We start from the raw sequence: 25,622 nt of genomic DNA, 5'->3' as shown, positions 1-25,622 counted from the left end.
TTCGGCCGTTCAGGTGCTCAGTTTCGATCGCTTCGGCAATTGCGCCTTCAGGAAGGCCATCTGGTCGGCCAGGATGTTGCGGTTGGACAGGATCAGGTGCTCGATCCAGCTGGGCCGGTAGGGCACGGCCAGCAGGGGCATTCCCGCCTGCTGCGGGGTGCGGTCGCTCTTGCGCGAGTTGCAGTGGAAGCAGGCGGTGACCACGTTTTCCCAGCAGTCCAGGCCACCCTTGGACAGCGGCATGACGTGGTCGCGGGTGAGGGTAGGGCGGTTGAACTGCTGGCCGCAGTACATGCACAGGTGCGCATCGCGGGCGAACAGGGCCGGGTTGGTCAGGTTCGGCGTGGGGTCGATCGCGCGGGAGCGGGCGTGGCCGCGGGCGGCGATGATCGGGTGCAGGTCCATGCCGCTCTGCAGGCCGCTGAAGCGGTTGGTGCCGCCGTGGATGTGCAGGCAGGGATCGCCCAGCGTCCAGGCTACGGCTTCACGGGCGTAGAGGCAGGCCGCATCCTGCCAGGTGATCCAGTCCAGTACGCGTCCGTGGGCATCCAGCGAGAGCAGCCGGACCGAACCGGGGCGATGCAGCGGGGTGACGTTGGGCGATGCCTCGGCGCCCGGAGCAGAAATCGGAGCTCCGGCTTCGATCAGACCCAAGCGTGTAGTGTCTGTCTCCATCGGGAGAACAGCTTATACCTGAATGTTGACGATTTGTGTATCGCCTGTCGGCGATACGCAAATCGTCAACATTCAGGTCCGCGCATTCCTCCTAATCCCCGCGCCGTTGGCGCGCCCCCTTTAACAAAAGGGGGCTTTTCTCCAGGGGGATTCCGGTGGTTCCCATCCACGCGTGGCGTGGATCCAATGTGTCGACCAAGGTCGACACCTACCCACAGCAGCAGGAATCTGTCAGAGGTGGGGCGGTGTGGGTTGGCAGGACCGTTGGCGCCATGGATGGCGCCATCGAGCCCCCAGGGATGGGTTTACGGCGTGTCCTGCCAGCGCACACCGCCCCGCCATCCCTCACATTGCAGCTGTTGCTCTTGCTCCAGCTGTTGCCTCTGCGGGTGCCGGGCGCAGCCCGGCTCAGGCGCCGAAGCGCTCGTCGTCCATCGCCATCAGCGGGGCGGCGCCGGCCTGGATCGCGGCGGCGTGGCTGAGCGTGCGCGGCAGCACCCGGGCGAAGTAGAACCGAGCGGTCTCGCGCTTGCCCTGGGCGAAGGCGGCGCCGTGCGCGCTGGCATCGGCGGCGGCCACGCTGCGGGCCCACCAGTAGGCCAGCACCACGTAACCCGAATAGAACAGGTAGTCGTAGCTGGCCGCACCCAGTTCGTCCGGGTTGGCGGCTGCGCGCTTCAGCACGTCCATCGTCAGCGCGCCCCACTCGGCGGCCTTGGCGCGCAGCGGGCCGATGAACTCGGCCAGCGCCTCGTTGCCTTCATGTTCCTTGGCGAACGCTTCGATCTCGGCCAGCATCAGCTTCAGGCCGGCGCCCTGGCTGGACGCGGTCTTGCGCCCGATCAGGTCCAGCGCCTGGATGCCGGTGGTGCCTTCGTACAGCGTGGTGATGCGCGCATCGCGGGCCAGCTGTTCCATGCCGTGTTCGCGGATGTAGCCGTGGCCACCGAAGCACTGCAGGGCGTTGTAGGTGTTCTCGATGCCCCATTCGGTCTGGCAGGCCTTCGAGATGGGCGTGAGGAAACTCACCAGGGTGTCGGCGCGCTCGCGCTCGGCGGCGTCTTCGGCGTGGTGGGCCACGTCGATCAGGGTGGCCGCGTGCAGGGCCAGCAGGCGGCTGCCTTCGACCAGCGACTTCACCGTCAGCAGCATGCGGCGCACATCCGGGTGGACCAGGATCGGATCGGCCGGCTTGTCCGGGAACTTGGCACCACTGAGCGCACGCGACTGCAGGCGCTCACGGCTGTACTTCAGCGCGTTCTGGTAGGCGCGCTCGGACAGGCCGATGCCCTGCAGGCCGACGCCCAGCCGTGCGGTGTTCATCATGGTGAACATCGCCTGCAGGCCCTTGTGCGGCTGGCCGACCAGGTAGCCCTGCGCGCCATCGAAGTTCATCACGCAGGTGACCGAGCCCTTGATGCCCATCTTGTGCTCGATCGAGCCGCAGCGCAGCGCGTTGCGCTCGCCGACGTTGCCGTCGCGGTCGACCTTGAACTTGGGGGTGACGAACAGCGAGATGCCCTTGGCGCCCGCAGGGGCGTCGGGCAGCTTGGCCAGCACCAGGTGCACGATGTTGCCAGTCAGGTCGTGCTCGCCGGCGGTGATGAAGATCTTGGTGCCGGTGATGGAGTAGCTGCCGTCGGCGTTCGGTTCGGCCTTGGTCTTGAGCAGGCCCAGGTCGGTGCCGCAATGCGGTTCGGTCAGGCACATGGTGCCGGTCCAGCGGCCTTCGATCAGCGGCTTGAGGAAGGCCTCGTGCTGCCACGCTTCGCCATGCTGCTTCAGTGCTTCGATGGCGCCGTGCGAGAGCAGCGGGAAGTTGCCCCATGCCAGGTTGGCGGCGTTGATCATTTCGTTGAGCGGTACGCCCAGGGTATGCGGCAGGCCCTGGCCACCCAGGTCCGGCGAAGCGGTCAGGCCGGTCCAGCCGCCATCGACGAACTGGTCGTAGGCCTGCTTGAAGCCGGGCGGCGTGGTCACCTCACCGGTGGCCTGGTCGAGCACGCAGCCGATCTCGTCACCCACGCTGTTGAGCGGGGCCAGCACGGTGGCGCTGAAGCGCCCGGCTTCTTCCAGCACGGCATCGACCACGTCGGCGGTGGCGTCGGTGAAGCCCAGGCGGGCGAACAGGGGTTCGACCTTGAGCACGTCGTGCAGGGCGAAACGGAGGTCGGAAAGCGGGGCGGTGTAGCTGCTCATCGGTACGTCTCGATTTGATCAGGGGCAGGGGAGCGGCGCCGGGCGCCGCGGCGGAAGCGGGGATTCAGCGCAGTACGCCAGGCAGGCCGGGGGCCTGGTTGAGGGTGCTGCGGCTGCTGATGTCGAAGCTGCGCTGCTTCTTTTCCTGCGGCGTGGCGGCCACCGTTCCCTTCAGGCCGTAGGCCAGGGTGCGGTTGCCGGCCAGCGCGTCGGCCACGATCAGGCGCGCGGCCGAGCTGGGCACAAGGTCGACATTGATGACGTCGGCCGAGGTGCCGCCAATGGAAATGCCCGGCCTCGCCTGCAGGGTGCCGGCTTCGCTGTCGCCCACGGTCAATGCCAGCGAAACGTCATCGAAGGTCATCGGCATCGAGCTGAAGTTCTGCAGGCGCAGGGCCACGGTCCAGTTGCCATCGGCGCGCACGGTCAGTTGCTGCAGGCTGGCCGCCGGTTCCGAAACACGCTTGACGATGCCGTTGTTGCAGGCAACAACGGCGAGGGTGCACAGAACGATCAAGGCGATACGGAAACGGTGGAGCATGGGCGCAAGTCCTCTGGAGGGGGTGCGTTGGGATAAGCATACTACGGCGTATGGTTGTTTGGATCGCCGGTGACGACCCGCCGCAGAGGGTAGCGCGTGAAGATGGCGGCCGGGCGTGCGCGGCGCCGGATCGTCCACGTCGGGTGCGCGGCTCGCGCCGCGGTTCAATCGGCAGGCGGTTCGCGCAGCGGTGCCATCTGGCGCAGCGGGCCGAGGTCGTAGCCCATGGATTCGGCCGTTGCCTTGAGCTGTTCGAACCGCGCGCGCTCCATTTCCGGCACGCGCGAGAGAATCCATAGGTATTTGCGACCGGGTTCGCCGACCAGGGCCCACTGGTAGTCCGGGTCCAGCGCCAGCACCCAGTAATCGGCCCAGACCAGCGGTACCCAGCTCAGCCAGTCCGGCACGAAGCGCACCTGCAGTTGGCCGGGGTGGCCGGGTACCGGGCGCGCCACGCCTTCGGCAACCACGCGCTCGCCTTCGCCGTTGCGGCAGGCATTGATGACGCTGATCCGGCCGTCGCGGCGCAGCCCGTAGTTGGCGGTGATCTCGCCGACGCATTGCTTCTGGAACGAGACCGGCAGGTGCGCGATCTCGTGCCATTGGCCGGCATAGCGATCGATGTCCAGGGTATCGACCGCGCGCACCGGCTCGACGGCGAGCGCAGGGGCGGCGGCCAGCAGCAGGCAAGCGAGCAGGGCGGGGCGCAGGTGCATCGACAGGCTCCAGGCAGGAGTCTGGAGCGTAGGTGGCGCGGCAGGTGCCGGTGTAAATGTTTCGTCAATCCAGCGCTGGCGTCCCCATGCGGGCACGTTGCATGGAAGGAAACCGCAGACAAAAAAAGACCTGCATTTCTGCAGGTCTCTGAAAATGGTGGCCGAAGACGGAATCGAACCGCCGACACGGGGATTTTCAATCCCCTGCTCTACCAACTGAGCTACTCGGCCAAATTGTGTGGCAATCGCGATCACCTGCGATTTCCGGAAAAAAAGACCTGCATTTCTGCAGGCCTTCGAAAGTGGTGGCCGAAGACGGAATCGAACCGCCGACACGGGGATTTTCAATCCCCTGCTCTACCAACTGAGCTACTCGGCCACATGTTTCGTTGCAGCGAGGTCGCTGCCAAGGAGGCGTATATTACGGAGGTCGGTTGTCTTCGGCAAGGGTTTTGCCAAGAATTCTTCACATTGCCGTCTGCGCGCGCGCAAGTGCTTGATCCTCCGTTGTGGGGGCGGGGCGGGCCAATCGATCATCGCCTGCGGTGGAATTCAGCAGGTCGCCGCGATCGCTAAAGCTGCAAGGACAAGGGGTGCGCCGGACACGCGCGGGTCCGGGCAATGGAACGCTGTTTTCGTGGCCGCCACGGGCGGTCGCTGCGGCGTAGTGTCGGCAGTCCTTTCCCGATGCTGGCCACAGCAGAGACCGCCGCCATGTCCGATTCCCCAACCACGTCCCGCATCGTGCTGGCCTCGCGTCCGCAGGGCGCACCGAGCGCGGCGAACTTCCGCCTGGAGCAGGCCGCACTGCCGGCATTGGCGGAAGGAGAGGTGCTGCTGCGCAATCGCTACCTGTCGCTGGACCCGTACATGCGTGGACGCATGGACGAGGGTCCTTCGTACGCGGCGCCGGTGGCCGTGGGTGCGGTGATGGAAGGCCAGACTGTGGCGGAGGTGCTGCAGTCCAACGCCGAGGGCGTAGCCACAGGTGAGCTGGTGCTGGCGCCGGGTGGCTGGCAGACCCACGCGGTGCTGCCGGCCAGGGCACTCGGGCGTCGCCTCGATCCGGCCGGGTTGCCGTTGAGCACGGCGCTGGGCGTGTACGGCATGCCGGGGTTCACTGCGTATTCCAGCCTGCATGAAATCGCCCGGCTGAAACCGGGTGAGACGCTGGTGGTCGCTGCCGCAACCGGGCCGGTGGGCGCAACCGTCGCCCAGCTGGCCAAGCTGCAGGGCGCGCGTGTGGTCGCCATTGCCGGCGGCGAAGCCAAGCGCGCCTATCTGCAGACGCTGGGCGTGGACGTGGCGCTGGATCATCGCGCCGCTGATTTCGCCGCGCAGCTGCGCGCGGCGGTGCCCGCGGGTATCGACGTGTACTTCGAGAATGTGGGCGGGCATGTGCTGGATGCGGTGCTGCCGCTGCTCAATGACTTCGCCCGCATTCCGGTGTGCGGGACCATCGCCACCTACAACGATCGCGGCGTCGAGCAGCCCGGCCCGGACCGGCTGCCGGCACTGTTCAGCCAGATCCTGCGCCAGCGCCTGACCGTGCGGGGTTTCATCGTGCACGACTTCAATCACCTGTGGCCGGACTTCGAACGCGAGATGCCGCAATGGCTGCGCGAGGGCCGTATCCAGTACCGTGAGGATGTGGTGGATGGACTGGAGAATGCGCCGGAAGCGTTCTTCGGACTGCTGAAGGGGCGCAACTTCGGCAAGCTGGTGGTGAAGCTGGATTGAGTGTTCGCCGGGCATGGTCCGGCGCTGTCACAGGGCGTGCCGACCAGGGTCGGCACCCACGTCAGGCAGTCGAGGCCTTTTCCCGGCGCAGCAGTTCGCGCTTGCGCGCGACGCCCCAGGCGTAACCGGACAGGTCGCCATCGCGGCGCACCACGCGGTGGCAGGGCACCGCCACCGCCAGTGGATTGCTTGCACAGGCCCTGGCCACTGCGCGGCTTGAGCGCGGTGCGCCGATGCGCGCGGCGATGTCGGCATACGACGCGGTCTGCCCGCGTGGAATCTGCTGCAGCGCCTGCCAGACCCGCTGCTGGAACGCGGTGCCGCGGATATCCAGCGGCAGCGTGGTGCCACGCGTGGGGTCCTCGACCAGGCCCACCACCTGCGCCACCAGTTGTTCATAGCCGCTGTCGGCGCCGACCAGTTCGGCCTGGCGGAAACGCTGCTGCAGCGACTGCAGCAGTGTCTCCGGATCGTCGCCGAGCAGGATTGCGACCACGCCGGTCCCGCTGCTGGCCACCAGCACGCTGCCCAGCGAGCTTTCGGCAAGCGCGAAGTGGATGACTTCGCCGCGACCACCTGAGCGCCACTGCTTCGGGGTCATGCCCAGCAGGCGCGGGGCGTTCTCGTAGAAGCGCCCGCTGGAACCAAAGCCGGCGTCGTGGAAGGCATCGGTGATGCGCTCCTGTTGCTCCAACCCGGTGCGCAGGCGGTCGGCGCGCAGCGCGGCGGCGTACTGCTTGGGGGTCAGCCCGGTGGCCTGCTTGAACAGGCGATGCAGGCGCGTCGGGCTGCAGCCGGCAATGCCGGCCAGTTCCTGCAGCGAGGGTTCGTCGAGGCTGGCCTGCAGGTGGCGGCAGACCCGTTCGACGCGGGCGTCGAGGGCGGTAGTGGCGGTGCTGTCCATGACCAGATTCTGGCATGTGCCGGTTCTGGGGAAACTCCGTTTCCTGCACCGATCGACGAAGCCCGGAAACGGAGTGTTGGCGGGCCGAAGGCGCGGCATCGTGGCGGCCACTTCACAACCGGTACCACGACCATGCGCCTGAACAACAAGATCGCTCTCATCACCGGTGCCAGCGCCGGCATTGGCCGCTCCAGCGCGCTGCGGTTCGCCGCCGAAGGCGCGAAACTGGTGCTCAACGCGCGGCGGCTGGAACCGCTGCAGTCGCTGGCCGAGCAGATCCGTGCTGCGGGGGGCGAGGTGGTGGTGCATGCCGCCGACGTGGCCGACCCTGACACCGCGCAGGCGCTGGTCGATCTGGCCCGGCACTCATTCGGCGGCCTGGACATCGCCCTCAACAATGCCGGCATGCTCGGCCCCGGTGTACCGGCCGCGGAATTCCCGGTGGATGCCTGGCGCGAGGTGATGGCGACCAACCTGGATGCCGCCTTCCATGCTGCTCGCGCGCAGCTGCCGGCATTGCTGGCACGTGGCGGCGGCTCGCTGGTGTTCGTCGGCACTTTCGTCGGCCATACCGTGGGCTTCCCGGGCATGGCGGCCTATGCGTCGAGCAAGGCCGGGCTGATCGGTCTGAGCCAGGTGATCGCCGCCGAATATGGGGCCCGTGGCGTGCGCAGCAACGTGCTGCTGCCCGGTGGCACCGATACCGAGATGGGCCGCCAGGCTGCGCCCAGTGGCGACGCGCGTGACTTCGTGCGCTCGCTGCACGCGCTCAAGCGCCTGGCCGAGCCGGAGGAGATTGCCAACGCGGCGCTGTTCCTGGCCAGCGATGAAAGCAGCTTCGTCACCGGCACCGCGATGCGCGTGGAGGGTGGGGTGTCGATTACCCGCACCTGAGTGGAGTCATTTGCGGCTGCACGCGCTGTTGGCGCAGGGCTGACCTGCTGATTACCCGGCGATCTCTAGGGTAGGGGTAGCGTCGGTGTCCCGCCGGCGAAGGAGCGATGGATGAGTGAGCGCGAAAAAGACCAGGGCGACCCGAAGCAGGGCGTGCAGGAAAGCCGCCAGGACAGGAAGCAGGACGATGTGGCCAGGCAGCGGCCGGGGCAGCGCGACCAGCAGGTGCGCGATGCACATTCGCGCGCCCCGAAGCGCAAGGACGGCGGGCAGGATCCCGCCTGAGCGGGCCACTGAAAAGAAAAAACCCGTAGATCGCAGGATCTACGGGTTCTTCCGAATAGTGGTGGAGCCAAGGAGGATCGAACTCCTGACCTCGTCATTGCGAACGACGCGCTCTCCCAGCTGAGCTATGGCCCCACGGCAGGGCTTCAGTGTAGCGCTGCCCGCCGGGCTTGCCAAGCGCGGGGCCGGGACGGCCGTAACGTTGCGTCTACGGCCGCCCCGGCCTTCAGGACAGCGCCCGGCGCAGCAGCACGCCCGCGCGCTGCGCTGCCACCCGGGTGGAGGCAGCCACTCCGCCAAGATGGACGCAGGCATGGATCATTCCGGGCAGCCTTTCCAGCGTGCAGTCGACGCCCGCAGCTTGCAGGCGCCGCGCGTACTGCTCGGCCTCGTCACGCAGCGGGTCGTGCTCGCAGCTGAGCACCGAGGCGGGGGCCAGCCCCTGCAGATCCGTGGCGTGGGCCGGCGAGGCCAGTGCCGGCGGCGCATCCAGGTCGCCCAGATCGCCCAGGTAGGCCTGCCAGCAGCGTTGCATCAGCTCGGCGCTGAGGTAGAAGCCATTGGCGTACTCGCGGTAGGAGTCGCTGCCCATGCTGGCATCCAGTGCCGGGTACAGCAGCAGCTGGTGGCGCGGCTGCGGCAGGCCGAGATCGCGCAGCAGCAGGCAGCATGCGGCGGCCAGATTGCCGCCAGCGCTGTCGCCACCGATCGCCAGCCGTTGCGGGTCCAGTCCCAGACGCCCGGCATTGGCCTGCAGCCACTGCCAGGCATCGGCAACGTCGTGCAGCGGTACCGGGAAGGGATGTTCCGGCGCGAGCCGATAGCCGACGGCGACGATCACCCAGCCACTGCTATTGGCCAAGGCGCGGCAGGGGCCGTCATAGACCGCCAGCGAACACTGGAACCAGCCACCACCATGGGCGAACAGCAGGGCGGGTGCCGGTCCATCGGGCAGCCCATCCGGTGTGTACAGGCGTAGCTCCAGGGCATGACCGTCGCGCGTGGTCAATGTGTGTTCGATCACGTGTGCGACCGCTTGGGGTGCTCCCTGCAGTTGCGGCAGTGTGCTCTCGCTGATCGCGCGCAGCGCTCGCAGATCATCCGGCAGCGGATGCGCGGCAACGGCGTCGACGAACTGCTGCAGTTCCGCTTCAAGCGGCATGGCGTGCCTCCTGCAGGAACGGCAGCAACTGCGCCAGGAACGCCTGCGGCGCTTCCTCCATGATGAAGTGGCCGCAGCCCGGCACGATGCTGCCGCGCACGTCGTCGGCATGTGGCAGCAGGGTCAGCATCGGCGCATCGCCGGTGGCATGTTCGGCGCCGATCGCCAGTACCGGCATCGCTAGCCGACGCTGCGCACGCTGCTTGTTCTGCCGGATCGTTTCCGGAATCGCGCGGTACCAGGCGAAGCCAGCCCGCAGCGCGCCGGGACGGCTGTAGGCGGCGATGTAGGTATCGGCAGCGACGGCATCGCGACGGTACGACCAGCGATCGAACATGAATTCCAGGTAGGCGCGCTCGCGGCCGCTGATCAGCGCTTCGGGAAGATCGGCGACCTGGTTGAACATGAAATGCCAGAGGAAGATGTTGTCGGCCGGTGCGGCGAATATGCCCGGTTCCGGGGCCAGGCCCGGAATCACCGCCTCGGTGACCGCCAGTTGGCGCACGGCCTGCGGCTGGTCGCTGGCCAGCGCATAGGCGATCCACATGCCGATGTCATGGCCGACCACCTGGTAGCGGTCGTGGCCCAGCGCCTGCATGGTCTGGTGCAGGACGGCGGCGGCGCTGCCAGTGTCGTAGCCGTGTGCGGGGCGATCGGATTCGCCGATGCCGGGCGGATCGACGGCGATGGCTTCGAAGCCGGCCTCGGCCAAGGCGTGCAGCACATGGCGCCAGGCGTACCAGGTCTGCGGCCAGCCGGGAATCAGCAGCACCGGTTCACCGTGGCCGGCGGACACGCAATGCACACGCTGGCCGTCGATGCGCAGGTAGTGGTGGCGCAGGGCGTCGTCGCCGGCAGTGCCGGCGGGAAGGGAAGAAGTCATGGGGGGAAGGCTCTGTTGGGGCTCAGGCGATGCCGAGCATCTGCTGCATCTGTGCGGTGCTGATCGGCGCACCGGCGAAGTCGTCGAAGATCTTGTCGGTGACCGGGATGATGTGGTCGCGGATGAACGCGGCGCCTTCGCGCGCGCCGGCTTCCTGGTCCTTCAGGCAGCACTCCCATTCCAATGTTGCCCAGCCCGGGTAGTCGTACTGGGCCAGCTTGGAGAAGATCGACTTGAAGTCGACCTGGCCATCGCCCAGCGAGCGGAAGCGGCCGGCGCGCTCGGTCCAGTCGGCGTAACCGCCATAGGTGCCCTGGCGGCCGCTGGGGCGGAACTCCGCGTCCTTGACATGGAACATGCGGATCAGCGGGTGGTAGATGTCCAGGTACTGCAGGTAGTCCAGCTGCTGCAGCACGAAGTGGCTGGGATCGAACAGGATGCGGCAGCGTTCGTGCTGGCCGACGCGTTCAAAGAAGCGCTCGAAGCTGGTGCCGTCGTGCAGGTCCTCGCTGGGATGGATCTCGTAGCAGAGGTTGATGCCGTTGTCCTCGCAGGTGTCGAGGATCGGCCGCCAGCGCCGGGCCAGTTCATCGAACGCTGCATCGATCAGGCCCGGCGGACGCTGCGGGAACGGGAACAGGTAGGGCCAGGCGAACGAGCCGGAGAAGGTGCCCATGTCCTGCAGGCCGAGCCGGCGCGAGGCGCGGGTGGCCAGGTGCAGCTGCTGCTGTGCCCATTCGCCGCGGGCCTGCGGGTTGCCGCGCAGCGCTTCCGGTGCGAAGCCGTCGCACAGTTCATCGTAGGCCGGATGCACGGCCACCAGCTGGCCGAGGATGTGGGTCGTCAGCTCGCTGACCTGCAGGCCGTGTTCGGCCAGGGTGCCGCGGATGTCGTCGCAGTAGTCCTGGCTGTCGGCGGCGGTGGCCAGGTCGAACAGGCGCGCATCCCAGGCCGGAATCTGCAGGGCCTTGAAGCCGTGGCCGGCCGCCCATGCGGCAATACCGCCGAGGCTGTTGAACGGGGCCTGGTCGCCGGTGAACTGCGCCAGGTGCAGGCTGGGGCCCTTGAGGGTCTGCATGTGTTGCTCCAATTGTTGGTCGATCAACAAAGAATAGGCGCGACCCTCGCGGTGGTCAACACCCGCGTTACACTGCGCGCCTCACTGGAGCAGGCAGGCAGATGGCAGGGCGACCGCGCGAATTCGACAGGGACCAGGCGTTGCGCAAGGCGATGCTGCTGTTCTGGCAGCACGGCTATGAAGGCACGTCGATGTCGGCGCTGGTCGAAGCACTGGGCATCGCCTCGGCGCGCATCTACGCCGCGTTCGGAAGCAAGGAGCAGCTGTTTCGCGAGGCGGTGGCGCTGTACGAAGAGGGCGAGGGCGGTTTTGCGCCACGTGCGCTGGAGCAGACAACGCTGCGTGAGGCCATCGGCACGATGCTGCGCGAGGCGGTGCTGACCTACACCCGTCGTGGGCGTCCGCATGGCTGCCTGGTGGTGTCTTCGGCCAGCAGCGTGTCACCCGACGGCGAAGGCGTCCGTGACTGGCTGGCCGGCCATCGTCGCCAGCGTACGGCGGCGATCATCGCGCGCTTGCAGCAGGCGCAGGCCGAGGGTGAGCTGGCCGACGACGCGGCGGTGCAGGCGCTGGGCGACCATTTCGCCACGGTGCTGCATGGCATTTCGGTGCAGGCCCGCGATGGCATCAGCCGCGAGCGGCTGCTGGCAATGGTCGATGTGGCGCTGAGCCCGCTTCCCTGAGTCAAGCCCGAAAGGCGTGCCGAATGCCGAGTGACTGTGCCGAAACCGCTTGTTTCACCGGGGTTGGAGCTCGCGCAACGAAATCGTAACAATTTGGGGGATAATGGCGGCTTGCGCAGTTTTCCTCCTTTTTGCCGCCCGGCTCGCGCAGGCCGCACGGACGCCTCCTCAGAGCATTGCATGCCCTCCCATACCGATTCCCGCCGCCTGTCGGGTCTGTCGTCTTCCTTCGTTTCCTTCCGCCGCCACCCGCTGGCCCTGGCCTGTGCCAGCCTGGCCCTGGTCGGCAGCTTCGGCGCCGCCGCGCAGGACAGCGCGCCGACCCCGACCGGGCTGGACACGATCACCGTGACCGCCGAGCACCGCGAGCAGAACCTGCAGGAAGTGCCGGTCTCGGTCGGCGTGGTGCAGGGCGAGCGCATGCGCGACTTCACCGCCGGCGGTGACGACACCCTGCTGGCGCTGTCCGGCCGCGTGCCGAGCCTGTATGCGGAAACCACCACCGGCCGCATCTTCCCGCGCTTCTACATCCGCGGCCTGGGCAACATCGACTTCTACCTGGGTGCCTCGCAGCCGGTGTCGATCATCCAGGACGACGTGGTGCTGGAACACGTGGTGCTGAAGTCCAACCCGGTCTATGACGTGGACCAGGTGGAAGTGCTGCGCGGCCCGCAGGGTTCGCTGTTCGGTCGCAACACCACCGCCGGCATCGTCAAGTTCGACACCCTCAAGCCGACCCAGGACTACACCGGCCGCGTCAGCGCCAGCTACGCGACCTACAACAGCGTGTCGATCGATGGCGGCTTCGGTGGCCCGATCAACGACATCGCGTCGTTCCGCGTGTCGGCCCTGTACCAGCACCGCGATGACTACGTCGACAACACCTACAAGGGCCCGAGCGCCGACGGCACCGTCAGCCCGAAGAAGAACGCGATGGGCGGCTTCGACGACCGCAACGTGCGCGCGCAGCTGCTGCTGACCCCGAGCGACCAGTTCTCGATCCTGGCCTCGGCCCATGCCCGTGACTACGAAGGCACCTCGACCCTGTTCCTGCGCGGTGCGCTGACCAAGGGCTCGAACAAGACCGACGTGCCGCGCGACAAGGTGGCCTACGACGAAGCCGACAACAACCCGCAGGCCTACAAGACCTACGGCGGCTCGGTGAAGGCACGCTACGACTTCGGTGCGATCGACTTCACCTCGATCACTGCCTACGAGACCACCTCCGGCTACAGCCGTGGCGACACCGACGGCGGCGCTGCGGTGAACTTCCCGGTCAATGGCGTGCCGAACGGCTATGGCCAGTCGATGGGCCGCATCCGCGACCTCGACCAGTGGACCCAGGAGTTCCGCCTGGCCAGCCATGACGACAACGCACTGCAGTGGCAGGCCGGTGCGTTCTACTTCAACGGCAGCGACACCACCGACTTCTACCAGCGTGCGTGGTTCCTGCAGGGTGCGGCCCGCAACCCGAACAACTGGGTGCGCCTGCGCAACAAGAACACCTCGTGGGCCGGCTTCGGCCAGCTGAGCTACGCCTTCACCGACAAATTCACCGTTACCGCCGGCCTGCGCCAGACCAAGGACGAGAAGCACACCCGCCTGCTGAAGACCGCGGACACTGCTGCTGGCGTGGTCACCTACAAGGGCCGCACCGACGTCAAGATGTCCGACACCACCCCGAGCTGGGATCTGAGCGCGATGTACCAGATCACGCCGGACGTGAGCGTCTACGCCAAGGTTGCCCGCGGCTTCCGCGGCCCGACCATCCAGGGCCGCTCGGCCGTGTTCAACGCCGACTTCACCACCGCCGATTCCGAGACCATCCTGTCCTGGGAAGCGGGCGTGAAGAGCAGCCTGTGGGACAACCGCCTGCGCCTGAATGCCACCGCGTTCACCTACACGGTCAATGACATCCAGCTCAACGGCAACGATTCGGACGGCAACGGCGTGCTGTTCAACGCTGACAAGGCCAAGGCCTACGGCTTCGAAGCGGACATGGAGCTGCGCCCGATCCCGAACCTGACCCTGAGCGCCGGCCTGAGCCTGCTGCACAGTGAGATCAAGGACAAGCGCGTCTATGCGCAGGTCTGCGGCCTCAACGGCCAGGTGGTCTGCACCGTCGGTGACCCGACCATCAAGGTCGGTGCCAACACCTTCGCGCAGATCGACGGCAACCCGCTGCCGAATGCGCCGAAGTACAACGTCAACCTGGCCGCCCGCTACGACTTCCCGGTCAGCGATGCCGGCACCATGTTCGTGTCCACCGACTGGAACAAGCAGGGTTACACCAGCTTCGTGCTGTACGACACCAAGGAATTCAATTCCAAGGGTGATTTCGAGGGTGGCCTGAAGATCGGCTACTCGGGCAACTACGGTGCCTACGAAGTGGCGCTGTTCGCGCGCAACATCACCAACGAGAAGAACCTCAAGGGTGTGATCGAGAACTACATGGCGGCGGTCTACAACGAACCGCGCACCGTCGGTGTCTCGCTGAACATGAACTGGTAATACGCGATTGCGGTGGCGGTGCATGCCGCCGCCATCGCACTGCATGAATGCAAAGGGCGGCCCGGATTACCGGGCCGCCCTTTTCGTTGCTTCAGACCGCGGTCAGGTCGCTTTCCTGGCTGCGCTGGCCGAAGGTCAGGGCCCAGGTTGCGGTGTCCACCTGCTGCCGGTCCTGCGCCTGCTGCTTGCGCGCACGGCTGGCGCCGAACCAGCGCCCTTCGCCATTGATCAGCGGCGCCATGCGCACCACGTCCACGTACTCCGGGTCGATCTCGCTGGCGCGCTGCAGCCAGGCCAGGGCCAGGAACGCGTTGGCCGGCACGCCGTTGCCGAAGTGGTAGATGTCGGCCAGGTAGCCGGCGGCCCACAGCTTGTCGTCGTCGTCACCGCGCCACCACAGCGGGATCAGCGCGCGTTCGACCGCTTCGCGCTTGTGTGCGTCGTTCTGGCCATCCATCGCCAGGCAGGCCAGGTTGCGGCAGGTGGGGCCCCAGACGCGCTCGCCTGCCTCGGACCCGGCCAGGCAGCGCAGGTACAGTTCACGTGCACGCGCTTCGTTGTGCTCGCCTCCGGCCGCCACCAGGCGCACGCCCAGGTTGTAGGTGGCGATCAGGTCGCCGCCTTCCACCGCACGCTCCTGCCAGTAGGCGGCCTTTTCCGCATCGACGAACTGCGGCTGGTCGCGGCCGCCGAGGCGGCCCTTGTACAGGTCGCACAGTGCCGACATCGCGCCGGCGTCGCCGGCTTCGGCCATGCGCTGCAGCAGCGAGAGTCCGGCGGACTGCGAGACATCGCAGAACAGGTTGGAGGCAAAGGTGACCGCCGAGGTGTTGTCCTGCGGCGCCAGCGTCAGGGCGCGCTGCAGCAGGGCATCGGCGCGCATGGGGTCGGTGGTCTGGCCGAGCAGTCCATGCTCGACGGCGGTGGCGGCCCAGAGCAGGCCGATCGCGGAGTCGCCTTCGCGTGCAGCGTAGTCCACCACCTGCGCGAACAGTGCCTCGGCGCCTTCCACGCGGGCGAACCAGGTGCAGGCTTCGAGGTTGCTGAAGCCTTCGTGCAGCACCATGTCGCGGTCCAGCGCCCACGCCTGCTGCAGATCCTCGAACACCGCCCGCATGTGCCCGGCGTCCCACTGCACCTGGTCTTCGCTGCCTTCGATCCGGCCGAGCCGGTAGCGCAGCCCCGAACGCTGGGCCAGAACCTCAGCGCGCAGGTTGCGGTCCAGGTGCCAGTCCAGGATCTGTGCATACGCACGCTCGTGCACGCCTACCGCGTCGGCATCTTCGCGGTGTGGCAGGTCGGCCATCCAATCCTGTTCCTTTCGCCAACGCAGCGCGTTGCTCTGCGCAAGCTCCAGGCCACGGCACCAGCCTCCTTCGATGAAGTCCTCCATGGCTTCATGGCTGCCGCCCCAGCGCGGGTACAGGTAATAGAGGGTGTCTTCCAGCGTGCTCAGGTCGTCGGCGCGCTGTTCCAGCACCAGGCGCATCCAGTAGGCCAACGGTGCATCGAAATCGTCCTGGCTGCGCTCGCGCAGCACGGGCGGCAGGCTGCCGGGCAGCGTCCGCAGCGGAGCGCCGAAGCGTGACAGCAGCTGCAATGCCTGCGGCCAGGCTTGCGGATAGTGCTCGGCCAGCGCCACTTCCTCGGGCTCGGGCACCTGGCCGGCCTGCAGCGCACGCAGCCAGTCCGGCTCGCGCAGGTAGCTGGTGATGCGCTTGATGCCATCCAGCGCCAATGCCGGTCGCGCCGACAGCGGGATTGCCTGCAGGTAGGCATGCACGGCATGGTCGCGCGCCTGCTGTGCGGCCAGCCACTGGCTGTCTTCGACCAGTGCGGCGACGTCGGCGCTGCGCAGTTCGCCGGCGGCGGATTCCCAGCAGGCGCCGAGGCGCAGGTGCGCGTAGTAGCTGTGCGGCGCGGCAGCGACCCATTGCTGCGCCTGCTGAAGGCGCTCGTCCAGGGTCAGTGCCTTGTCATGCAGGTTGCGCAGGCGCCAGCGGATGCCCGGCAGCGGCCTTTCACCATCCAGCCATGCCTGTTCGTGCGGTGCCAGCAGTGCATCCAGTTCGGCGTAGCGCCGTTCCTGCATTGCGGCGCGCGCTGCTGCACGCCAGGCCAGGTCCTCGGCGGAAAGGCCGTCCTTCGCAATTCCATCTGTCATCTGTTGCAGTCCAACAATAGCGGGGACGCTATTGGACAGGCCCACGCCCGCGTCGGCAAGCGTGGCAGATGCTCGATTCACCGTGCAGGCGCCGGGGCATTCCCGACGCCCGGCACCATCAGCGTGCGGGCAGCAGGGCCTGCAGTCGCGATTCCAGTTCCTGCTGGCGCCAACCGGCCAATGCAGCGGGCCATTGGCGACGTTCCAGATAGCTCTCCAGGTGCTTGCGTGACGCCAGTACCCCATCCGGCAGGCCCAGTTCGCGGCTGCGCTCGGCCACCGCATCCTGCAGCTTCTTCAGCGCCTGCTTGTTGCTGTCGTTGGCCGGCAATGCCAGCGGTGCCTCGGCTTCATCGGCCAGCGGCGTCTGCAGGGCCTGCCACACAGCGCCGGCTAGCTTGCGCGGTGCCTTCGGGAACTGCTCGAACAGCGTGCCCAGCGCGTCGGCGTCGGCCGGTGGCGTGCGCGCCAGGGTGGCGGCCAGTTCGTTGTCCAGGATCCAGCTGCGCGGACGATCGCTGCTGCGCGCCTGCACGTCGCGCCAACGCAGCAGGCGCAGCAGGCGGCGCTGTGCGGCGGCATCGAGGAACTGCGCCGAGCGCATCGCCAGGTGTGGCCAGCGGTCTTCGTCGTTGGCAACGCTGGCCAGCAGGCGCTCGCCATCGTCGTGCAGCCACTGCTGGCGGCCCAGCGCCTGCAGCCTGGCATCGATGGCGTCATGCAGGGCAAACAGGTGCTCTACATCGTCGGCGGCATACTGCAGCTGCGACTCCGAAAGTGGGCGGCGCATCCAGTCCGAACGGGTCTCGCCCTTGGCCAGGGCCACGCCGGTGATTTCCGCCACCAGCTTCTGGTAACCCATGCCACCACCGATGCCGGCCAGCGAGGCACCGATCTGGGTGTCGAACAACGGGCGCGGCAGCACGCCGCAGGCCCACTTGAACGCGACCAGGTCTTCGCTGGCGCTGTGCATCACCTTGGTGATCGATTCATCGGCCAGCCACGGTGCCAGCGCTTCGGTCATGCCGGGAATCAGCGGGTCGATCAGCAGGATGTCCTGCCCGACGGCCATCTGCACCAGCGCCAGCTGTGGCCAGAAGGTGCGTTCACGGATGAATTCGGTGTCGAGGCCGATGCGGCTCGGGCGCTGCTGGAAGTACGCATCCAGCTCGGCGGGGGTGGTGATCCAGGTTGCCACGGGTCAGGGCCTACTACTCGGGTTTGCTCAGGCAGGGGAGAATAGCCTAACGTCGGTCCGCGTCCGTGCAGAAGGAGGTCCTGCTTGCGTTTTCCGTTGTCGCCCGCGCTGTGCACCGCCCTGGCCGTTGCCCTGGCCGGCTGCACACCGTCGCCATCGTCGACGCCGGAGCGCGCCGCTGACGAACCGGCGCGGCCACAGGAAGGCGCGGCGGCGGACCGGACAGCGGCGGCCGGGCAGGGCAGCGTGACCATTGCCGGTGAGGATGCCGCCGAGGACGTGCAGTACTGGACGCCGCCGCGGGTGGACCGGGAGGGACGCAGCCTGGCGCAGCTGCGGCGCGCGGCCGAGCAGGCCTTTGCCGAAGGCCGGCTCTACGAGGATGCCGACGCTGCCATTCCCTTGTGGCTGGCGGTACAGGAGGAGAATCCGGATGACCGCCAGGCCCGGCAGGGCCTGCAGCGCGCCCGCCAGGGCCTGCAACAGCAAGCCGATGCGCTGCTGGTACGGCCGCTGAAGCAGCGCGAGGCACTGGCCGAGGCCAGCCGCCAGGCACTGGTGCTGCTCAGCCTGGCGCCGAAGGACGAGAAAGTGCGCGCACTGCAGGGGCGAGTCGAGACCGCGCAGCGCGTGGTGGCGTACAACCGCGCCGGCGAAGAGGACCTGCGCTCGGACCGGATTGGCGAGGATGGCGACGGCGCCATCGGCAACTTCCGTGAGGCGCTGGCGCTGGATGAGCGCAATGGGCGTGCGCGGCAAGGACTGGCGGCCGCCGAGAGCGGGTTGATCCGTCGTGCCGAGGACGCCGCACGGGCACGGGATTTCGCCGGCGCGGGCACCTGGCTGGCCGAGGCAAGCAAGGTGCGCGATTCGTCGCCGACCATCGCCGACGCGTTCGAACGCATCGAACAGATCCGTGCCGCCACGCTGCTGCGATTGCGTGATGACGGCCTGCGCGACCTGGCGACACCACAGGGACTGAAGCCGGCGCGTGAAAAGCTGGCCGAGGCCCTGCGCATCGCCCTGCCGGGCGATGCGGTGGTGGGCCAGCTGCGCGAACGCATCGACCTGGCCACCCACTACGGCAGCTTCCGTCCCGGGCAGGTGTTCAGCGATGCCATGCGCGATGGCGGGCGGGGGCCACAGATGGTGGTGGTGCCGCATGGTGGTTTCCAGATGGGGGCCGGCGATGCGGAGCCGGGTGCCAGTGATGCCGAGCGTCCGTCGCACTATGTGCGCTTCGATCGCGGCTTCGCGATGGCGATCACCGAGGTCACTGTCAGCGATTTCGAGCGCTACGTGAAGGCGACCAGCGCGCGCCCGCGCGCAACCCGCCGTGGCCATTCGGTGGTCTATGACGAGCGCAGCGGCAACTTCATCCGCCGCAGTGGCGTGGATTGGCGCTCGGACTATGACGGCGGTCGTGCGCTGGGCAACTCACCGGTGATGCACGTGAGCGTGCGTGATGCCGAGAACTACGCGACGTGGCTGTCCGAGCAGACCGGGCGCAGCTACCGCCTGCCCAGCGAGGCCGAGTTCGAATATGCGCTGCGCGCCGGCAGCAGCGGCCGTTACCCCTGGGGGGATGCCGGCACACCACCGCCGGGCAGTGGCAATTTCACCGGCAGCAAGGACGTATCGCCGTCGGGGCGGCACTGGCACAACGCGTTCATCGGCTATGGCGATGGCTGGTGGGGACCGGCGCCAGTCGCCACGTTCCAGGCCAATGCCTTCGGCCTGCACGATATGGGCGGCAATCTGAGCGAATGGGTCGCCGACTGCTGGCACGCCAGCTACCGCCGGGCCCCTTCCGATGGCGCGGCCTGGTTCAACCCGGGTTGCCGGTCCCGGGTCATCCGCGGTGGCAACTGGGCCAACGCGCCGGAGCAGACCCGCGCGGCCTGGCGGCAGTCGCAGGATTCGGATACCACCAACGCACGTATCGGTTTCCGGCTGGTGCGCGGTATCTGAGCGGGCCCGGCTTCACCCTCCAATGGCGTCGGCACACTAAGATTGTGCCGTGCCCGCCGGCCGGCGGGGCCTGCCGGACGACCGCCCGATGCGCAACGATCCCTTTTCCCGCTCGCCCCAAGGCCCGCAGCGGCGTGGCCTGTTCGGCAACATCCGCTGGTGGGTGCTGCTGCTGGCCGCCGGCTACGCGGTGTTCTACTGGTTCTCCAACCGAACGGTCGATCCCTATACCGGCGAGAAGGTGATGATCGACAGCAGCCTGGACGCGCGCCAGGAGACTGCGCTGGGGCTGCAGGCCTACCAGCAGATCCTGTCGCAGGAACGGCCGATGGATCCCAACGCGCCAATCGCACGCGACGTGCGCGACATTGCCCAGCGGCTGATCGCCAAGGTCGATGTGGTGGAGACCGCGCTGGCGCAGGAGCATGGCGTGCAGCCGGCGCATTTCGCACGGGATTTCCAATGGGAAGTGAACGTGATTCCCTCCGACCAAGCCAACGCGTTCTGCCTGCCGGGCGGCAAGATGGCGGTCTATACCGGCCTGGTGCCGGTGGCGCGTACGCGCGATGCGATGGCGGTGGTGATGGGCCACGAGATCGCGCACGCACTGCTGCGGCATGGCGCCCAGCGCATGGCGCAGCAGAAGCTGACCCAGATCGGCCAGGTGGCCGGTGCCGCCAGCGGCATGGATGCACAGCAGCAACAGATGATGATGTCGGCGATGGGCTACGGTTACCTGTTGCCCTACGCGCGCAGCCACGAGACGCAGGCCGACGAAGTGGGGCTGATGCTGGCCGCAGCGGCATGCTTCGATCCGCGCGAGGCGGTGCCGTTGTGGCAGCGCATGGGACAGGCCAGTGGCGGCCAGGCGCCGCCGGAGTTCGCGTCCACCCATCCGAACCCGGGTACGCGCATCCAGAACCTGCAGGCGCTGATGCCGAAGGCGCTCGAGTACCGGCAGAAGTTCTGCGAGCAGGCGAAGTAGGGCGTTGCTCGGCAGGGCTGCGCCCTGCACCCGCCGAAGCCAGAGCAACAGCAACAGCAACAGCGGGTATTCCGTGGGATGGCGGGGTGGGTCCGGTTGCGGGAGACGCCGTAAACCCGTCCATGGGGGCTTGGCCGCGGCATCCATGCCGCGGACACTCCCGCAACCGGACCCACCCCGCCTTCGACAGATTTCCGCGGTCTGCAGTAGATCCACGCCATGCGTGGATGAATCTCCATCGAAATCGAATTTCTCGAATCGAGATCGAAAAGCATCCACGCATGACGTGGATCCATCAGATCGCGGAAATCTGTCAGAGGTGGGGCGGTGCCGGTGTGCGGGGTGTCAGCCGCATGGATGCGGCTGCCAAGCCCCCATGGGTGAGGGCGCTTTGCTTGCGAAGCACTGCTTCGCAAGCGCCCGAACGCACAGCCGCCAGCGGCTGGGCCGGACCCCGGAGGGGGGGTCACGGCGTCCCCGCACTCCGACACCGCCCCGCCATCCCACGGAATGCTCGCTTTTGACGTTGACGTTGCCTTGGCTTGAAGCCTCGGCAGGTGCAGGGCGCAGCCCTGCCGAACAACCCTCTACTTGACCTGCACGTCGATCACGCCGTCGCCGACGCGGGCCTGCAACGCGTCACCCTGCTGCACCTGGTCAACGTGCCGCACCAGGGCGCCATCATCGCTGCGGGTGAGGATGCTGTAGCCACGGGCCACGGTCGCCAGCGGGCTGACCGCTTCCAGTGAGCGTGCCAGCCCGCGCAGGCGCAGTGCATCGCGTTCCAGCAGGCGCTGCATCGCACTCTGCGGACGCCCGCGCAGGGCGGTCAGGCGGCGCTGCATCGCGTCCAGCTGTCGTTGTGGATGGTGCCCGCGCAGCACCGCCGCGGCATGACGCAGGCGCGCGGCACGGCGCTCCTGCTGCTGGTTGAATGCCGCATGCAGGCGCCGGCCGAGGTCCAGCTGGCGGCGACGCAGCAGGTCCAGGCGGGCCTGCGGGCTCTGTGCGTTCAGGCGCAGCAGGGCACGGTCGGCGCGCTGCATGGCCTGCTGCATCGCGTGCCGTTGCAGCTGCACCATGCGCGCCGCGGTGCGGCGCAGGCGCAGCGCCAGTTCGCGCTGGTCCGGTACCAGCAGTTCGGCGGCCACCGATGGCGTCGGCGCGCGCAGGTCGGCAGCGAAGTCGCTGAGGCTGAAGTCGGTCTCGTGGCCTACCGCCGATACCACCGGGGTGCGGCTGGCCGCAATCGCGCGAGCCAGCGCTTCATCGTTGAACGCCCACAGGTCCTCCAGTGAACCGCCACCGCGGGTCAGCAGGATCACGTCGTAGCGGCCGCTGGCATCGGCGGCCTGCAGCAGGCGGGTGATCTGCGCCGCGGCGCTGCTGCCCTGTACCAGGGTCGGCAGCAGGTCCACTTCCAGCAGCGGGAAGCGGCGGCCCAGCACGCTCAGTACGTCGCGCACGGCGGCGCCGGTGGGCGAGGTGATCACCGCCAGGCGCTGCACATGCGCCGGCATCGGCCGCTTGCGTGCCGGGTCGAACAGGCCTTCGGCCTCCAGGCGCGCCTTCAGTTCCTCGAACGCGCGGCGCAGTGCGCCTTCGCCGGCTTCCTCCATGTGGTCCAGCGCCATCTGGTACTCGCCACGGGCGTCGTACAGGGTCACCTTGCCGCGCACCAGCACACGCATGCCTTCGCGCGGCACGAACTTCAGGTACTGCGCCTTCATCCGGAACATGGCTGCACGCAGCTGCGCGCGCGCGTCCTTCAGGGTGAAGTACAGGTGCCCGGAGGCAGGGCGCGCCACGCTGCCCAGTTCGGCCTCCACCCAGATCGCCGGGAAGCTGCCTTCCAGCAGATCGCGGGCCAGGGTGTTGAGCTGGCTGGGGGTGAAAATGTCGTCGTTGCGTGGCTGCATGGGCACGGCATGGGGCGGGTGGAACGGGGGCTCAGGATCGCACGTCAGCGCGCCGCGTGCTGGCCCAGCGCCCACTGCACGTGCTCGCGCACCAGCGGCGAGGGATCGTCGATGCGGGTGTGCAGGGCAGCCAATGCCTCGGCGGACGCAGGCGCATTGCCCAGCGCCACCGCGATGTTGCGCAGCCAGCGCTCATGCCCGCTGCGGCGGATCGGGCTGCCCTCGGTGCGGCGCAGGAATTCGGCCTCGTCCCAGGCGAACAGCTGGTCCAGGCGCGCGGTATCCAGCTGGTTGCGTGCACGGAAATCGGCTTCGTCGGTGCGCCTGGCGAACTTGTTCCAGGGGCAGACCAGCTGGCAATCGTCGCAGCCATAGATGCGGTTGCCGATCAGCGGCCGCATGTCCTCGGGGATGGCGCCGTCGTGCTCGATGGTCAGGTACGAGATGCAGCGCCGCGCATCCAGCCGTTGCGGGCCGATGATGGCCTGGGTGGGGCAGACGTCGATGCAGCGCGTGCAGGTGCCACAGTGGGCGGTGGCCGGGGTATCGATCGGCAGCGGGATATCGATGTAGATCTCACCGATGAAGAACCAGGAGCCGCCGTGACGGTCGATCAGGCAGGTGTGCTTGCCGATCCAGCCGAGCCCGGCGTTGCGCGCCAGTGCACGTTCCAGCACCGGCGCCGAATCGACGAAGACGCGGTAGCCCAGCGGAGCCACCTCGTCGTTGATCTGCGTGGCCAGTTTCTGCAGGCGGTTGCGCATCAGCTTGTGGTAGTCGCGGCCCAGCGCATAGCGCGCCACGTAGGCGCGGCCGGGATCAGCCAGGGTCGCCCAGGCCTCGGTGTCGTCCTTGTGGCTGTAATCCATGCCCACCGAGATCACCCGCACGGTGCCGGGCAGCAGCTCGGCCGGACGCGCGCGCAGGGTGCCGTGGCGCGCCATCCAGTCCATCGTGCCGTACAGGCCCTGGCCCAGCCAGTCGGCCAGGTGCGCCTCATCCTCGCCCAGCTCGATGCCGGCGATGCCGCAGCGCTGGAAGCCATGCGCACGGGCAAGTTCACGGATGCGCTGCACGGCCTGGGCCGGATCGACAGGGGCGGGGACGGGGGACATGTGCACCAGTATAAAATCCCTGCATGCCCGATCTTTCCCTTCTGTTCGATACCGCAGCGGCGCGCGCGCTCGATAGGCGCGCATCGGCGCTGGCCGGTGATGGTGGCTGGAGCCTGATGGCCCAGGCGGGTCTGGCCGGCTGGCAGTGCCTGCTGCAGCAGTGGCCGGAGGCTCTCCAGCTATGCGTGCTGGTCGGTGCCGGCAACAACGGTGGCGACGGCTACGTGCTGGCCAGCCATGCCCTGCGGTCGGGGCGCCAGGTTCAGGTGGTCACGCTGCCTGGCAGGTCGCCCGCCACGGTGCTGGCGGCGCAGGCTGCAGCGGAATTTGCGACGGCCGGTGGCAGTGTCGTCGAGTTCGATGGCCATTTGCCGGACGCTGAGGTCTATGTGGACGCCCTGTTCGGGCTTGGCCTGGACCGGGCGCCGTCCGGCATGGCCCGGGCGCTGATCGAAGCCCTCAATGCGGCGCGTGGGCCGGTACTGGCGATGGACGTGCCCAGTGGCGTTGATGCCGACAGCGGATGTGTGCCCGGCGTGGCGGTGAAGGCCGATGTCACGTTGCAGTTCATCGCGTGCCACCGAGGCCTGTACACCGGTGATGCGCTGGAGCAGGTCGGCCAGCGCCGGCTGGCGCCACTCGAACTGCCTGATCAGGCCTGGGACGGCATCCAGGCCAGCGCGCAGCGCTGGACCGGCGACCGTTTGAAGGCGCTGCTGCCACCGCGACGCGCCAATACCCACAAAGGCGAATCCGGGCACGTGCTGTGCGTTGGCGGCAACCATGGCAGCGGCGGCGCCATCGCAATGGCGGCCGAGGCAGCACTGCGCGCCGGCGCCGGCCTGCTGAGCCTGGGTACCCGTCGCGATCACGTCGGCGCCTTGCTGGCGCGCCTGCCGGAGGCGATGACCCATGCGCTGGAAGACGGCGATGCGCTGCCGGCGCTGCTGGACAGGGCCACGGTGGTGGCGATCGGGCCCGGCCTGGGCCAGGACGAATGGGCGCGCGCGCTGTTTGCGCGGGTGCTGGCGTGTGGCAAGCCGTTGGTGGTCGATGCCGATGCACTGAACCTGCTGGCGCAGGATCCGCGAGCGTTGCCCGGCGCCATCCTTACCCCGCACCCGGGCGAGGCCGCGCGCCTGCTTGGTTGCAGCAGCGCTGACATCCAGGCCAACCGCTATGCCAGCGCGCAGGCGTTGGCCGAGCGCTTCCACGCCGTGGTCGTGCTGAAGGGGGCGGGCAGCATCGTGGCGGCACCCGCGCAGACACCACGGCTGATCGCTGCGGGCAATCCCGGCATGGCGGTGGGCGGAATGGGCGACCTGCTCACCGGCATCATTGCCAGCCTGCGCGCGCAGGGCCTGGCCGCGTTCGACGCGGCCGCGGCCGGCGCCTTGCTGCACGCACTCGCCGGCGATTCCGCTGCCGCCGATGGCGCGCGTGGCCTGCTTCCTACTGACCTGCTGGCGCCGCTGCGGCGACTGGCCAATCCGGACCTCTCTCCATGACCGAATTCTTCCTTGCCGACAGCGATGCCACCGAACTGCTCGGGCAGTGGCTGGCGGCGACCCGGCCGCCGCAGGCGCTGATCGAGCTGCGCGGCGACCTCGGCGCCGGCAAATCCACCACTGCCCGCGCACTGCTGCGCGCACTGGGCGTGCAGGGCGCCATCCGCAGCCCGACCTACACCCTGGTCGAGCGCTACCCGCTGGCCAGTGGCGGCGAGGCATGGCACCTGGACCTGTACCGCATCGGCCAGGCCGGCGAGCTCGATTTCCTCGGCCTGGACGAGGGCAGTGCCGTGTTGTGGCTGGTCGAATGGCCCGAGCGCGGGGCCGGTGCGTTGCCGCCGACCGATCTGGTGGTCGCGCTGGAAATCGAGGACAAGGGGCGTCGTGTTCGTCTCACTGGGGCCAGCGACGCGGGGCGTGAATGGCTGGAACGGCTCCCTCAAGGGGGTGACTTGCAGGCCATTTCTGTCGGCTGACGAGAACAAACA

General features: G+C 68.0%; 21 protein-coding genes and 3 tRNA genes. 9 read left to right on the top strand and 15 right to left on the bottom strand.

What is annotated here, in order from left to right; translation table 11 throughout:
- Nucleotides 1–9 precede the first annotated feature (9 nt).
- From VN11_RS15165 to VN11_RS15140, 6 genes are all read right to left on the bottom strand, one after another.
- A complete protein-coding gene (locus VN11_RS15165) occupies nt 10–675 on the bottom strand; it encodes an HNH endonuclease (protein ID WP_006457729.1) in 666 nt (221 codons plus the stop codon).
- 408 nt (nt 676–1,083) lie between these two features.
- Complete coding sequence (locus VN11_RS15160) at nt 1,084–2,874, bottom strand: acyl-CoA dehydrogenase C-terminal domain-containing protein (protein ID WP_053450351.1); 1,791 nt, start codon at nt 2,872–2,874, stop codon at nt 1,084–1,086.
- 64 nt (nt 2,875–2,938) lie between these two features.
- A complete protein-coding gene (locus VN11_RS15155) occupies nt 2,939–3,415 on the bottom strand; it encodes an LEA type 2 family protein (RefSeq protein ID WP_008268154.1) in 477 nt (158 codons plus the stop codon).
- A gap of 164 nt (nt 3,416–3,579) precedes the next feature.
- Nucleotides 3,580–4,131 (bottom strand): lipocalin family protein, encoded by a 552-nt coding sequence (locus VN11_RS15150; protein ID WP_053450350.1) that lies wholly within the window; start codon nt 4,129–4,131, stop codon nt 3,580–3,582.
- A 155-nt stretch (nt 4,132–4,286) separates the two neighbouring features.
- Nucleotides 4,287–4,362: transfer RNA gene (locus VN11_RS15145), tRNA-Phe, on the bottom strand.
- Nucleotides 4,363–4,434: 72 nt separating this feature from the next.
- A tRNA-Phe gene (locus tag VN11_RS15140) sits at nt 4,435–4,510 on the bottom strand.
- Between the two features lie 335 nt (nt 4,511–4,845).
- Between VN11_RS15140 and VN11_RS15135 the strand changes: the two genes are divergently transcribed.
- A complete protein-coding gene (locus VN11_RS15135; protein WP_053450349.1) occupies nt 4,846–5,871 on the top strand; it encodes an NADP-dependent oxidoreductase in 1,026 nt (341 codons plus the stop codon).
- A gap of 61 nt (nt 5,872–5,932) precedes the next feature.
- Here the strand turns inward: VN11_RS15135 and VN11_RS15130 are convergent, their stop codons facing one another.
- On the bottom strand, nt 5,933–6,775 hold the full coding sequence (locus VN11_RS15130) for a bifunctional transcriptional activator/DNA repair enzyme AdaA (RefSeq protein ID WP_053450348.1): 843 nt from the start codon (nt 6,773–6,775) through the stop codon (nt 5,933–5,935).
- 132 nt (nt 6,776–6,907) lie between these two features.
- Here VN11_RS15130 and VN11_RS15125 point away from each other — a divergent pair, with 132 nt between their 5' ends.
- Together VN11_RS15125 and VN11_RS22580 are read left to right on the top strand one after the other, a co-directional pair.
- Nucleotides 6,908–7,669, top strand: a complete 762-nt coding sequence (locus VN11_RS15125; RefSeq protein ID WP_053450347.1) for an SDR family oxidoreductase — start codon at nt 6,908–6,910, stop codon at nt 7,667–7,669.
- A gap of 111 nt (nt 7,670–7,780) precedes the next feature.
- Nucleotides 7,781–7,954: a hypothetical protein gene (locus VN11_RS22580; protein ID WP_187299775.1), complete on the top strand. Its 174-nt coding sequence runs from the start codon at nt 7,781–7,783 to the stop codon at nt 7,952–7,954.
- A 59-nt stretch (nt 7,955–8,013) separates the two neighbouring features.
- On the opposite strand, the gene VN11_RS15120 is transcribed toward VN11_RS22580, so the two are convergent.
- From VN11_RS15120 to VN11_RS15105, 4 genes are all read right to left on the bottom strand, one after another.
- Nucleotides 8,014–8,089, bottom strand: a tRNA-Ala gene (locus VN11_RS15120).
- Between the two features lie 91 nt (nt 8,090–8,180).
- Nucleotides 8,181–9,116 (bottom strand): alpha/beta hydrolase, encoded by a 936-nt coding sequence (locus tag VN11_RS15115; protein WP_053450346.1) that lies wholly within the window; start codon nt 9,114–9,116, stop codon nt 8,181–8,183.
- Nucleotides 9,106–9,999, bottom strand: a complete 894-nt coding sequence (locus VN11_RS15110; RefSeq protein ID WP_053450345.1) for an alpha/beta fold hydrolase — start codon at nt 9,997–9,999, stop codon at nt 9,106–9,108. The genes VN11_RS15115 and VN11_RS15110 overlap by 11 nt, the downstream gene beginning before the upstream one ends.
- Before the next feature lie 22 nt (nt 10,000–10,021).
- Complete coding sequence (locus VN11_RS15105; RefSeq protein ID WP_053450344.1) at nt 10,022–11,077, bottom strand: sugar phosphate isomerase/epimerase family protein; 1,056 nt, start codon at nt 11,075–11,077, stop codon at nt 10,022–10,024.
- 101 nt (nt 11,078–11,178) lie between these two features.
- Between VN11_RS15105 and VN11_RS15100 the strand changes: the two genes are divergently transcribed.
- Nucleotides 11,179–11,760 (top strand): TetR/AcrR family transcriptional regulator, encoded by a 582-nt coding sequence (locus tag VN11_RS15100; RefSeq protein ID WP_053450343.1) that lies wholly within the window; start codon nt 11,179–11,181, stop codon nt 11,758–11,760.
- A 180-nt stretch (nt 11,761–11,940) separates the two neighbouring features.
- Nucleotides 11,941–14,271, top strand: coding sequence for a TonB-dependent receptor (locus VN11_RS15095; protein ID WP_053450342.1), 2,331 nt, complete (start codon nt 11,941–11,943; stop codon nt 14,269–14,271).
- A 91-nt stretch (nt 14,272–14,362) separates the two neighbouring features.
- Here the strand turns inward: VN11_RS15095 and VN11_RS15090 are convergent, their stop codons facing one another.
- Nucleotides 14,363–16,435, bottom strand: coding sequence for a DUF4034 domain-containing protein (locus VN11_RS15090; RefSeq protein ID WP_053450341.1), 2,073 nt, complete (start codon nt 16,433–16,435; stop codon nt 14,363–14,365).
- Nucleotides 16,436–16,553: 118 nt separating this feature from the next.
- Nucleotides 16,554–17,633: a ribonuclease D gene (rnd, locus tag VN11_RS15085; protein WP_053450340.1), complete on the bottom strand. Its 1,080-nt coding sequence runs from the start codon at nt 17,631–17,633 to the stop codon at nt 16,554–16,556.
- An 84-nt stretch (nt 17,634–17,717) separates the two neighbouring features.
- On the opposite strand from rnd, the gene VN11_RS15080 reads away from it, so the two are divergent.
- Entirely contained in the window at nt 17,718–19,604 is a 1,887-nt protein-coding gene (locus tag VN11_RS15080) for a formylglycine-generating enzyme family protein (protein WP_053450339.1), read from the top strand.
- An 88-nt stretch (nt 19,605–19,692) separates the two neighbouring features.
- Nucleotides 19,693–20,589 (top strand): M48 family metallopeptidase, encoded by an 897-nt coding sequence (locus VN11_RS15075; protein WP_008268686.1) that lies wholly within the window; start codon nt 19,693–19,695, stop codon nt 20,587–20,589.
- Nucleotides 20,590–21,176: 587 nt separating this feature from the next.
- Here VN11_RS15075 and xseA read toward each other — a convergent pair.
- Both xseA and queG read right to left on the bottom strand, forming a co-directional pair.
- On the bottom strand, nt 21,177–22,508 hold the full coding sequence (gene xseA / locus VN11_RS15070; RefSeq protein WP_053450338.1) for an exodeoxyribonuclease VII large subunit: 1,332 nt from the start codon (nt 22,506–22,508) through the stop codon (nt 21,177–21,179).
- Between the two features lie 44 nt (nt 22,509–22,552).
- Nucleotides 22,553–23,623, bottom strand: coding sequence for a tRNA epoxyqueuosine(34) reductase QueG (gene queG, locus VN11_RS15065; protein ID WP_040007382.1), 1,071 nt, complete (start codon nt 23,621–23,623; stop codon nt 22,553–22,555).
- A gap of 23 nt (nt 23,624–23,646) precedes the next feature.
- Between queG and VN11_RS15060 the strand changes: the two genes are divergently transcribed.
- On the top strand, nt 23,647–25,131 hold the full coding sequence (locus tag VN11_RS15060) for a bifunctional ADP-dependent NAD(P)H-hydrate dehydratase/NAD(P)H-hydrate epimerase (protein ID WP_053450337.1): 1,485 nt from the start codon (nt 23,647–23,649) through the stop codon (nt 25,129–25,131).
- Entirely contained in the window at nt 25,128–25,610 is a 483-nt protein-coding gene (tsaE, locus tag VN11_RS15055) for a tRNA (adenosine(37)-N6)-threonylcarbamoyltransferase complex ATPase subunit type 1 TsaE (RefSeq protein ID WP_053450336.1), read from the top strand. The genes VN11_RS15060 and tsaE overlap by 4 nt, the downstream gene beginning before the upstream one ends.
- Nucleotides 25,611–25,622: the final 12 nt, after the last annotated feature.

Origin of the sequence: Stenotrophomonas maltophilia (genome assembly GCF_001274595.1) — a bacterium.
Classification (GTDB): domain Bacteria; phylum Pseudomonadota; class Gammaproteobacteria; order Xanthomonadales; family Xanthomonadaceae; genus Stenotrophomonas; species Stenotrophomonas forensis.
This window is presented reverse-complemented; position numbering and strand designations above follow the sequence as displayed.

What these genes read in the sequence shown, in the direction of transcription:
- VN11_RS15100 (WP_053450343.1), top strand. Translation starts at nt 11,179, where the DNA reads ATGGCAGGGCGACCGCGCGAATTCGACAGGGACCAGGCGTTGCGCAAG.
- VN11_RS15090 (WP_053450341.1), bottom strand. Translation starts at nt 16,435, where the DNA reads ATGACAGATGGAATTGCGAAGGACGGCCTTTCCGCCGAGGACCTGGCC.
- VN11_RS15150 (WP_053450350.1), bottom strand. Translation starts at nt 4,131, where the DNA reads ATGCACCTGCGCCCCGCCCTGCTCGCTTGCCTGCTGCTGGCCGCCGCC.
- xseA (WP_053450338.1), bottom strand. Translation starts at nt 22,508, where the DNA reads ATGCAGCCACGCAACGACGACATTTTCACCCCCAGCCAGCTCAACACC.
- VN11_RS15115 (WP_053450346.1), bottom strand. Translation starts at nt 9,116, where the DNA reads ATGCCGCTTGAAGCGGAACTGCAGCAGTTCGTCGACGCCGTTGCCGCG.
- VN11_RS15075 (WP_008268686.1), top strand. Translation starts at nt 19,693, where the DNA reads ATGCGCAACGATCCCTTTTCCCGCTCGCCCCAAGGCCCGCAGCGGCGT.
- VN11_RS22580 (WP_187299775.1), top strand. Translation starts at nt 7,781, where the DNA reads ATGAGTGAGCGCGAAAAAGACCAGGGCGACCCGAAGCAGGGCGTGCAG.
- VN11_RS15125 (WP_053450347.1), top strand. Translation starts at nt 6,908, where the DNA reads ATGCGCCTGAACAACAAGATCGCTCTCATCACCGGTGCCAGCGCCGGC.
- VN11_RS15110 (WP_053450345.1), bottom strand. Translation starts at nt 9,999, where the DNA reads ATGACTTCTTCCCTTCCCGCCGGCACTGCCGGCGACGACGCCCTGCGC.
- tsaE (WP_053450336.1), top strand. Translation starts at nt 25,128, where the DNA reads ATGACCGAATTCTTCCTTGCCGACAGCGATGCCACCGAACTGCTCGGG.
- VN11_RS15060 (WP_053450337.1), top strand. Translation starts at nt 23,647, where the DNA reads ATGCCCGATCTTTCCCTTCTGTTCGATACCGCAGCGGCGCGCGCGCTC.
- VN11_RS15135 (WP_053450349.1), top strand. Translation starts at nt 4,846, where the DNA reads ATGTCCGATTCCCCAACCACGTCCCGCATCGTGCTGGCCTCGCGTCCG.
- VN11_RS15105 (WP_053450344.1), bottom strand. Translation starts at nt 11,077, where the DNA reads ATGCAGACCCTCAAGGGCCCCAGCCTGCACCTGGCGCAGTTCACCGGC.
- VN11_RS15155 (WP_008268154.1), bottom strand. Translation starts at nt 3,415, where the DNA reads ATGCTCCACCGTTTCCGTATCGCCTTGATCGTTCTGTGCACCCTCGCC.
- VN11_RS15160 (WP_053450351.1), bottom strand. Translation starts at nt 2,874, where the DNA reads ATGAGCAGCTACACCGCCCCGCTTTCCGACCTCCGTTTCGCCCTGCAC.
- VN11_RS15130 (WP_053450348.1), bottom strand. Translation starts at nt 6,775, where the DNA reads ATGGACAGCACCGCCACTACCGCCCTCGACGCCCGCGTCGAACGGGTC.
- queG (WP_040007382.1), bottom strand. Translation starts at nt 23,623, where the DNA reads ATGTCCCCCGTCCCCGCCCCTGTCGATCCGGCCCAGGCCGTGCAGCGC.
- VN11_RS15095 (WP_053450342.1), top strand. Translation starts at nt 11,941, where the DNA reads ATGCCCTCCCATACCGATTCCCGCCGCCTGTCGGGTCTGTCGTCTTCC.
- VN11_RS15165 (WP_006457729.1), bottom strand. Translation starts at nt 675, where the DNA reads ATGGAGACAGACACTACACGCTTGGGTCTGATCGAAGCCGGAGCTCCG.